8 protein-coding genes are annotated in these 8,022 nt (G+C 73.4%); 2 read left to right on the forward strand and 6 right to left on the reverse strand.

Annotation, left to right across the window (positions count from 1 at the left end; genetic code table 11):
- Positions 1–36: 36 nt before the first annotated feature.
- Together ACFWN1_RS29985 and ACFWN1_RS29990 are read right to left on the reverse strand one after the other, a co-directional pair.
- On the reverse strand, positions 37–1,062 hold the full coding sequence (locus ACFWN1_RS29985) for a methyltransferase (protein WP_384368784.1): 1,026 nt from the start codon (positions 1,060–1,062) through the stop codon (positions 37–39).
- A 59-nt stretch (positions 1,063–1,121) separates the two neighbouring features.
- Complete coding sequence (locus tag ACFWN1_RS29990; RefSeq protein WP_384368787.1) at positions 1,122–2,189, reverse strand: nitrous oxide reductase family maturation protein NosD; 1,068 nt, start codon at positions 2,187–2,189, stop codon at positions 1,122–1,124.
- Positions 2,190–2,353: 164 nt separating this feature from the next.
- Here ACFWN1_RS29990 and ACFWN1_RS29995 point away from each other — a divergent pair, with 164 nt between their 5' ends.
- A complete protein-coding gene (locus ACFWN1_RS29995) occupies positions 2,354–3,019 on the forward strand; it encodes a rhomboid-like protein (RefSeq protein ID WP_384368791.1) in 666 nt (221 codons plus the stop codon).
- Positions 3,020–3,036: 17 nt separating this feature from the next.
- On the opposite strand, the gene ACFWN1_RS30000 is transcribed toward ACFWN1_RS29995, so the two are convergent.
- Together ACFWN1_RS30000 and ACFWN1_RS30005 are read right to left on the reverse strand one after the other, a co-directional pair.
- Entirely contained in the window at positions 3,037–4,557 is a 1,521-nt protein-coding gene (locus ACFWN1_RS30000) for a DHA2 family efflux MFS transporter permease subunit (protein ID WP_384368794.1), read from the reverse strand.
- 76 nt (positions 4,558–4,633) lie between these two features.
- The gene (locus tag ACFWN1_RS30005; protein ID WP_384368797.1) at positions 4,634–5,608 is read right to left on the reverse strand and encodes a zinc-binding dehydrogenase; all 975 of its coding nucleotides are present in this window, start codon (positions 5,606–5,608) and stop codon (positions 4,634–4,636) included.
- Positions 5,609–5,712: 104 nt separating this feature from the next.
- Between ACFWN1_RS30005 and ACFWN1_RS30010 the strand changes: the two genes are divergently transcribed.
- Complete coding sequence (locus ACFWN1_RS30010) at positions 5,713–6,435, forward strand: pentapeptide repeat-containing protein (RefSeq protein WP_384368800.1); 723 nt, start codon at positions 5,713–5,715, stop codon at positions 6,433–6,435.
- A gap of 40 nt (positions 6,436–6,475) precedes the next feature.
- Here the strand turns inward: ACFWN1_RS30010 and ACFWN1_RS30015 are convergent, their stop codons facing one another.
- Both ACFWN1_RS30015 and ACFWN1_RS30020 read right to left on the reverse strand, forming a co-directional pair.
- On the reverse strand, positions 6,476–6,976 hold the full coding sequence (locus tag ACFWN1_RS30015) for a hypothetical protein (RefSeq protein ID WP_384368806.1): 501 nt from the start codon (positions 6,974–6,976) through the stop codon (positions 6,476–6,478).
- 24 nt (positions 6,977–7,000) lie between these two features.
- Entirely contained in the window at positions 7,001–7,936 is a 936-nt protein-coding gene (locus ACFWN1_RS30020; RefSeq protein ID WP_384368803.1) for a GNAT family N-acetyltransferase, read from the reverse strand.
- Positions 7,937–8,022: the final 86 nt, after the last annotated feature.

Genomic DNA, 8,022 nt, shown 5'->3' on the forward strand with positions numbered 1-8,022 from the left:
GGGCCCGGCGGCCGGTCTTCCGGGTGCTGTCTCCGGTCAGCCGGCGACGTGGCACTCGAAGGCGTGCAGATACGGGTTGACGGGACGGATGCCGTCCACGACCAGGCCCGCCGAGGTGAGCCGGCCGGTCATGGACTCGGTGGTGTGCTTGGCGCCGCCCACGTTGAGCAGGAGCAGCAGGTCCATCGCGGTGCTGAAGCGCATCGAGGGGGTGTCGTCGACGAGGTTCTCGATGACGATGACGCGGGTGCCGGGGCCGCCCGCGGCGACGACGTTGCCGAGCAGCCGGGCGGTGCTCTCGTCGTCCCACTCCAGGATGTTCTTGATGACGTAGACGTCGGCCTTCACCGGGACCGAGGCGCGCACGTCACCGGGCACGATCTCGGCGCGGCCGGCGAGGTCGCCGGTACGCAGGCGGGGCAGGGCGTTCTCGACCACGCGGGGCAGGTCCAGCAGACTGCCGCGCATGGTCGGGTACTTGTCGAGCAGGCAGGCCACCACGTGGCCCTGGCCGCCGCCGCAGTCCGCCACCGAGGAGGCGCCGGACAGGTCGAGCAGGGCGGCGACCTCGCGGGCCGACTGCTCGCTGGAGCGGGTCATGGCCTGGTTGAAGACGTCCGCGGACTCGGGGGCGTCCTCGTTGAGGTAGGTGAAGAACTCCTTGCCGTAGAGGGACTCCACGACGTTGTCCCCGGTGCGCACGGCCTCGTCCAGCCGGGGCCAGGCGTCCCAGGTCCACGGCTCGGTGCACCACAGGGCGATGGCGCGCAGGCTGTGGGGGTCGTCCTCGCGCAGCAGGCGGGACATGTCGGTGTGCGTGAAGGTGCCGTCCGGGCGCTCGGCGAAGACGCCGTAGCAGGACAGGGCGCGCAGCAGCCGGCGCAGCGGCTTGGGCTCGGTCTTCACCGAGGCCGCCAGGTCCTCCACGGGCGTCGGCTCGTCCCCGAGGGCGTCGGCGACGCCGAGCCGGGCGGCGGCCCGGACGGCGGCGGCGCAGGCCGCCCCGAACACCAGCTCGCGCAGGCGCATGGGGGGCGGTGGGGCTGTCTCAGCGGTCGTCATCTGCCGCCCTTTCTCGTTCTTCGGCCTTCTTCGGTCATCGATGGGCAGCGGGCGGGCGGTCAGCACAGGCCCGCGGGCTTCGAGGCCCGGCAGGAGTTGCGCTCGAAGCGGTTGCCCTTGCCCGTGTCCGTGTTCACCAGGTCCGCGGGGGCGTTGGCCGACAGCGTGTTGCCGTCCACGCGGTTGTTCACACCGGTGGCGCCGACCAGGCTCTTGAAGAGCACGATGCCGCCGGAGAGCGGCGACTTGCCGGCGTTGCCGCGCACGTAGTTGCCGGTCACACGGGTCTGCTCGACGCCGGTCAGCACGATGCCGGAGCCCTGGATGGCGGGCAGACGCGCGGTCTTCGGGCAGGACTTGTTGTTCTCGACGACCCGGTTGCGGGCGACGGTGAGGTGACCGGCCTTCGGCTTGTTCTCGTCGCCGACGACGAAGACACCGGCGCAGTTGCCGCTGATGCCGTTGTCCGAGACCGTCACGTCGCGCAGGCGGCGGACGGTGACGCCGATGCGGTTGTCCCGGAGCCGGTTGTCCTCAACCAGGGTCCGCCCGGCGTCGTACGCGCCCGCCTCCTCCTTGATGGTGTTGGCGAGGAAGAGCCCCGCGTCACCGTTGCGCTCGGCGACGTTCTCGCGGAACACACCGCCGGTGGAGCGTTCCTGGGCGATGCCCCAGGTGGTGTTGTCGACGGCGTGCACATGGTGGACCGTCAGGCGGTCGGTGGCCATGCCGAACACCCCGGCGCGGGCGAACCCGGTGACGGTGAGGTCGGAGACGGTGACGCCCTCGACGTTCCTCTTCTTGGTGCCGAGGACGCAGATGCCGTTGCCCTTCTGGGCGCAGGTGCCGGCGTCCTTGCCGGTCTTGACGGCGGCGGGCTTGAGGACCGTGCGGGCGCCCGCGCCGCGCAGCGTGATGCGGTCCCTGCCGATCTGGACGCTCTCGTGGTAGGTGCCGGCGAGCACCAGCACGGTGTCGCCGGACCTGGCGGTGTCGACGGCCTTCTGGATCGACTCGCCCGGACGGACCACGAGGGTGCGATGAGCGGCGGCTGCGGGGACCGCCCCCACACACGCGCTCACGAGCGCCGTGCTACAGGCGAGATATGCGAGGTGACATCTCTTCATACCGCGTACGGTATGACCGGTTGATCCGGTATCCCCGGGGATGGTCCGTCCGGGGGCGTGTCTGTGAGGGGACGTGTCTGTCAGGGGTGCCCGTCGGCGGCCGGGACCGGGCCGACGGTCCCTCGCCAGGCGCCCGGCGCGTCCGGCCGCCCATACTGACGGACATGAGCCGGGTCGGCGGAGTGCGACGAGGGTTCCGGGCGGGGGCGGCCTACGTGCGGTCCGCGCCCGGTACCTGGGTGTGGCTCGCTGTGCTGTTCGTCACCACGGTGGCGCTGCACCATATGTCGCCGCAGTTCGAGAGGGAGTTTCTGCGGCAGCGGTCGACCAACATCCATGAGCTGTCGCAGAACCCGGTGCGGGTGCTGATCACGAGCGCGATGTGGATCGACGGGGGGCGCTGGCTGCCGTACGCGGTCGCGTACAGCGTCTTCCACGCGCAGGCGGAGCGGTGGCTGGGGACGGCCCGGTGGCTGGTGGTGTGCGCGACCGCGCATGTGCTGGCCACACTGATCAGCGAGCTGGCGCTGTTGCGAGCCGTGAACGACGGGCACGCTCCGGCCTCGGCGGTCAACACGCTGGACATCGGGGTGAGTTACGCCCTCGCGGGGGTGATGGGCGTGCTGACGTACCGGATCGCGTCGCCCTGGCGGTACCCGTACCTGGCCGTGCTGCTCGCCGTCTTCACCGTCCCGCTCGTCCACGGCCGCACCTTCACCGACGTCGGGCACGCGCTGGCCGCGCTGATCGGGCTCGCCTGCCACCCGCTGGTGCGGGACCGGGGGAGTACGCGGAAGCCGTTGCGTACCCCGGCCGCGCCGTCCGGCTGACCGCGCCGTCGGCCCGCTCAGCCCACCGACTCCCGTACCTGCGCCCTCGCCGGCAGCCCGTGCCGCGGGGGTTTCGCCGTGACCATCACGCCCGCGACCACGGCCGCCAGCAGCATCACCGCGGCCGCCCACCAGATCGCCACCGTGTAGCCGTGCACGAGGCCCGCCGGGACCACGGCCGCCCGGCCGGCGGGACCCCGCAGCCGCGCGGCGACATACGCGGCCGCGCTGGTGGTGGCGATGGTGTTGAGCAGCGACGTGCCGATGGAGCCGCCGACCTGCTGGGCGGTGTTGACGGTCGCCGAGGTGACCCCGGAGTCGCGCGGGGCGACCCCAGCCGTGGCGGTGGCGAACACCGGCATGAAGGTAAGGCCCATGCCGAGCCCGAGCAGCAGCAGCGCGGGCAGGATCTCCGAGGCGTACGAGGAGTGCACCGTCATCCGCGTCAGCAGCAGCAGCCCGGCGGTGGCCAGCAGCAGGCCGGGCACCATCAGCAGGCGCGGCGGCACCCGGTTCAGCAGCCGGGCCGACAGCTGGGTCGAGCCGATGATGATCGCGGCGGTCAGCGGCAGGAAGCCGAGGCCCGCCCGGACGGGGGACCAGCCCAGAATGACCTGGAGGTAGTAGGTCATGAACAGGAACAGCCCGAACATGCCGATGACCGCGAGCAGCATCGTCAGGAAGCAGCCCGCGCGGTCGCGGTCGCGGACGACGTGCAGCGGCAGCAGCGGGCTCGGAGCGCGGTTCTGCCACCACACGAACAGCACCAGCAGCACGATCCCGGCCGCGAACAGCGCCAGCACCAGCGGATCGGTCCAGCCGCGCGGCTGGGCCTCGCTGAAGCCGTAGACGACGGCCACCAGACCGCCGCAGCCGAGCACCGCGCCGAGTGCGTCCAACCGGGCGGTGCCGCCGCCGTGGCCGGGGCGGTCGCGCAGCAGCACGAGGGCGCCGAGGACGGCGACCACGGCAATGGGCACGTTGACGTAGAGGCACCAGCGCCAGTTCAGGTACTCGGTGAGCAGCCCGCCCACGATGAACCCGATCGCCGAGCCGCTGCCCGCGAGCGCGCCGTAGATGCCGAACGCCTTGCCGCGCTCACGTGGGTCGGTGAACGTCGTGGTCAGCAGGGACAGCGCGGACGGCGCGAGCAGGGCCGCGAAGACGCCCTGGAGGGCGCGGGCGCCGAACAGCATGCCGGGACCGCCCGCCGCGCCGCCCAGCGCGGAGGCCGCCGCGAAGCCGGTCAGGCCGATGACGAAGGTGCGTTTGCGCCCCACCAGGTCCGCGATCCGCCCGCCCAGGAGCAGCAGTCCGCCGAAGGCGAGGGTGTACGCCGTGATCACCCACTGCCGGTTGCCGTCGGACATGTGGAGGTCGGCTTGGGCGGAGGGGAGGGCGATGTTCACGATCGTCGCGTCCAGCACCACCATCAGCTGGGCCAGCGCTATCACGACCAGGCCCCACCAGCGGTGGGGATCGGCTGCCTCGGTTCCGGCGGGGACCGGAACGGGCTCACCCGTTCGGCCGATGCTCATCTCGCCAGAACACCATGGATCGGGACGTATCGCATCCGCGTCCGGGGCCCTCACCCTCCGGTGCCGGAGCGCTTCCTCATGGCTCCAGCACCACTTTCCCGACCGTGCCGCGCGTCTGGAGCGCCCGGTGCGCGGCGGCCGCCCCGGCGAGCGGGAAACGGGTGACGGCCGGCCGCAGCCGCCCGGCGGCCGCCTCGGCCAGAGCCCGTTCCTCCAGGGCGCGCAGGCCGCCGCCGCGCCGCACCAGCTCCGGCCCGAGGACGGACTCCGACACCCCCGCCACGAAGTGGCCCCGGCCCTCCTCGCCGATGCCCTCGGCCGACCATCCGAAGACCAGATGGCGTCCGCCGGGCCCGAGCAGGGCGACGGCCTCGCGGGCCACCTCGCCGCCGACCCCGTCGTAGACGAGCGTGGCGGCTCTGGCGCCGAGGCCCGCGCGGACCTCGGCGGCCCAGTCGGGCCGGGTGTAGTCGACGGCGAGATCGGCGCCGTTCGCCCGGACCAGCGCGGTCTTCCGCCCGCCGCCCGCCAGGCCGACGACGGTCGCCCCGGCGTTCCGCGCGTGCTGCACCAGGAGCATGCCGATGCCCCCGGCCGCCGCCGGTACGACCACCACGGACTCGGGGCCCGGCTCCGCGAACCCCGCGACGCCGAGCGCGGTACGGCCGCTGCCGATCATGGCGACGGCCTCGGCGAGACCCAGGCCCTCCGGGACCGCGTGCAGCCGTGCCGCATCCGTCACGGCGAGTTCCGCGTACCCGCCCGGCGCGAAGCCCAGGTGGGCGACGACCCGCCGGCCGAGCCACGCCCCGTCCACGCCTGCACCGAGTGCGTCCACCACCCCGGCGACCTCCCGGCCCGGCACGGTCGGCAGGGTGGGCCGCTCGGGCAGCGGACCTCGCCGCCCCTCCCGCAGGGCCGTGTCCAGCAGATGCACCCCGGCCGCCGCGACCGCGATCCGCACCTGGCCGGGGCCGGGGGAGGGGTCGTCGGTCCGCTCGTACGTCAGGTTCTCGGCCGGACCGAAGGCGTGCAGACGGACGGCGTGCACGGGACCCCCTGAGGTTCGCGTTCTCTCGCTGCCGTGGGCCACTCTCCGACCTCGACTGCTCTTGAGGTCAAGGCGCTGTCAGTACCGGGGTGCAGCATGGGCACATGGCGACAAGGCGAGCCGTGGGTACGGGCAGCACGGGCAGCACGGGCAGCACGGGCACGGACGGCACGACGGCGGTACGGGGCGCGCGGCGCCCGGACCTGCGGCTGCCGCCCCTGACCCCCTGGGCGGACGCGGAACTGGAGCGGGACGGGGACTACGACGGGCTGGAGTTCCAGGAGGCGGACCTGTCCGGACAGCATGGCGGCGGCGCCCGTTTCATGGACTGCGCGCTGACCGGCTGCGTACTGGACGACACCGGGCTCGGCCGGGCCCGGGTGCTGGACTCGGTGCTGGACGGGGTGCGGGGCGTCGGCACCCAGCTCGCCGAGGCGACCTTCCGGGACGTGGAGTTCCGCTCACCCCGGCTCGGCGGCGCCCAGCTGCACGGCGCGGTGCTGGAGCGGGTCGTGGTGCGCGGCGGCAAGCTCGACTTCCTCAACCTGCGCCAGGCCCGGTTGAAGGACGTGGTCTTCGAGTCCTGCGTCCTGGTGGAGCCCGACTTCGGCGGGGCCCGGCTGGAGCGGGTGGAGTTCGTGGACTGCGCGCTGAAGGCCGCCGACCTCTCCCGCGCCACCCTGAAGGACGTCGACCTGCGCGGGGCCGCTCCGCTGGAGATCACCCGCGGCCTGGACCGGCTCTCCGGGGCGCTGATCGACACCGGCCAGCTGCTGGACCTCGCCCCGCTGCTGGCGGCGGAGCTGGGGATCAGGGTGCGGGGATAGCTGGGACAGCGGGGCCAGGAGGGACAGCGGGGACAGGGGGTTACGGGATGCGGGGGTAGCGGGCCTGGAGGGTCCAGATCGCCGGGTTGTCCGCGAGATCCTCGTGCATGTCGGTCAGGTCCGCGATGACGTCGTGCAGGAAGTCGCGGGCCTCGCGGCGGAACTCGGCGTGCGAGAAGCTCAGCGGGGGCTCCTCGGCGGGCATCCAGTCCGACTCGATGTCCACCCAGCCGAACCGGCGCTCGAACAGCATGCGGTCCGTGGACTCGGTGAAGTCCAGCTCCGCGCGCTGCGGACGGGCGGCACGCGAGCCCAGCGGGTCCTGGTCCAGCCGCTCCGCGATGTCGCACAGCGCCCACGCGAAGTCCAGCACCGGTACCCATCCCCAGGCTGTGGACAGCTCCTGGTCCGACTTGGTGTCGGCGAGGTAGACGTCCCCGCAGAACAGGTCGTGCCGCAGCGCGCGGACGTCCGCCCGGCGGTAGTCCGTCTGCGGGGGGTCCGGGAAGCGGTTGGAAAGGGCGTAGCCGATGTCGAGCACGTCAGATGGTCCCACGGCCGGGAGTCAGTGCGTCCGCTCGGCCAGCAGTCGCCCCAGGTCCGGCGGCCATACGGGCTCGGCGGGGCCGACGAGTTCGGCGGGGGTCCACCAGCGGCCGCCCAGGATGCCCTCGGTGGAGTGGGTGGCGCGGGCGGAGGCGGTGGGTTCGCGGCGGGGGCCGGGGGTGACGTAGATGTGCTCGTGCTGGCGGACCGGGACGCCGGCGCGGGTGAAGTCGTGCTCCCAGGTGCACAGCAGGGGGCCGGGGACGAGGTCGGTCCAGCCGGTCTCCTCGGCCAGTTCCCGTGCGGCGCCCTCGCGGGGGGTCTCGCCGGGTTCGAGTCCGCCGCCGGGGAGCGCCCAGTGCACGCCGACCTCGAAGTTGTCGTACCGGAAGAGGAACACGGCGCCCTCCGGGTCGATCACGGCGGTACGGGCGGCCGGCCTCGGCGTGCGCAGCACCTTCCGCAGGACCGTGCACGGGCGGTTCAGGGTGCGGTCGCGGCGGTGGGCCAGGGGTGCGTAGCCGAGGGACTTCCAGAAGGCCAGGCCCGCGTCGTTGCCGTCGAGGACGGCGAGGCGGACCGCGTGGCGGCCGGCTGTGCGGAAGCGGGCCTCGGTCAGTTCGGCGGCCCGGCGCCCGTAGCCCCGGCCCTGCTGGCCCGCGTCGACCAGCAGCAGGCCGATCCATGGATCGGGGTCGGCCGGGTCAAGGTGGTGGGCCAGTGTGTTCACGACCGCGACCGGGCGGCCGTCCACGCGAGCGAGCAGCACCTCCCCGTCGGGCTGGGCCAGTTCGGCGGCGACCGCGGCCGCGACCTGCTCCGGCCGGATGTCCGCCGGGTCGGGGAACTCCCCGCTGAGCGTGTGGAACGCCTGCTGGGAGGCGTACAGCGCGGTCAGTTCGGCGAGCAGGGGTGCGGGGAGGACGCCCCCGGCGCGCACGGGTTCGAGGATCATGCGGGCACGCTAACGCGTGCGCCCGCCTCAGCCGAGGGGATGGCTGCGCCCCCCGAGCCCGCCGGCTCCGGGCAGGTCCCCGGAGC

Source organism: Streptomyces sp. NPDC058459, assembly GCF_042721685.1.
Classification (GTDB): Bacteria; Actinomycetota; Actinomycetes; order Streptomycetales; family Streptomycetaceae; genus Streptomyces.

Excerpts from the sequence above, each read along its gene's own strand:
- ACFWN1_RS29985 (WP_384368784.1), bottom strand. The coding sequence starts at position 1,062 with ATGACGACCGCTGAGACAGCCCCACCGCCCCCCATGCGCCTGCGCGAG.
- ACFWN1_RS29995 (WP_384368791.1), top strand. The coding sequence starts at position 2,354 with ATGAGCCGGGTCGGCGGAGTGCGACGAGGGTTCCGGGCGGGGGCGGCC.
- ACFWN1_RS30000 (WP_384368794.1), bottom strand. The coding sequence starts at position 4,557 with ATGAGCATCGGCCGAACGGGTGAGCCCGTTCCGGTCCCCGCCGGAACC.
- ACFWN1_RS29990 (WP_384368787.1), bottom strand. The coding sequence starts at position 2,189 with ATGAAGAGATGTCACCTCGCATATCTCGCCTGTAGCACGGCGCTCGTG.
- ACFWN1_RS30010 (WP_384368800.1), top strand. The coding sequence starts at position 5,713 with ATGGCGACAAGGCGAGCCGTGGGTACGGGCAGCACGGGCAGCACGGGC.
- ACFWN1_RS30020 (WP_384368803.1), bottom strand. The coding sequence starts at position 7,936 with ATGATCCTCGAACCCGTGCGCGCCGGGGGCGTCCTCCCCGCACCCCTG.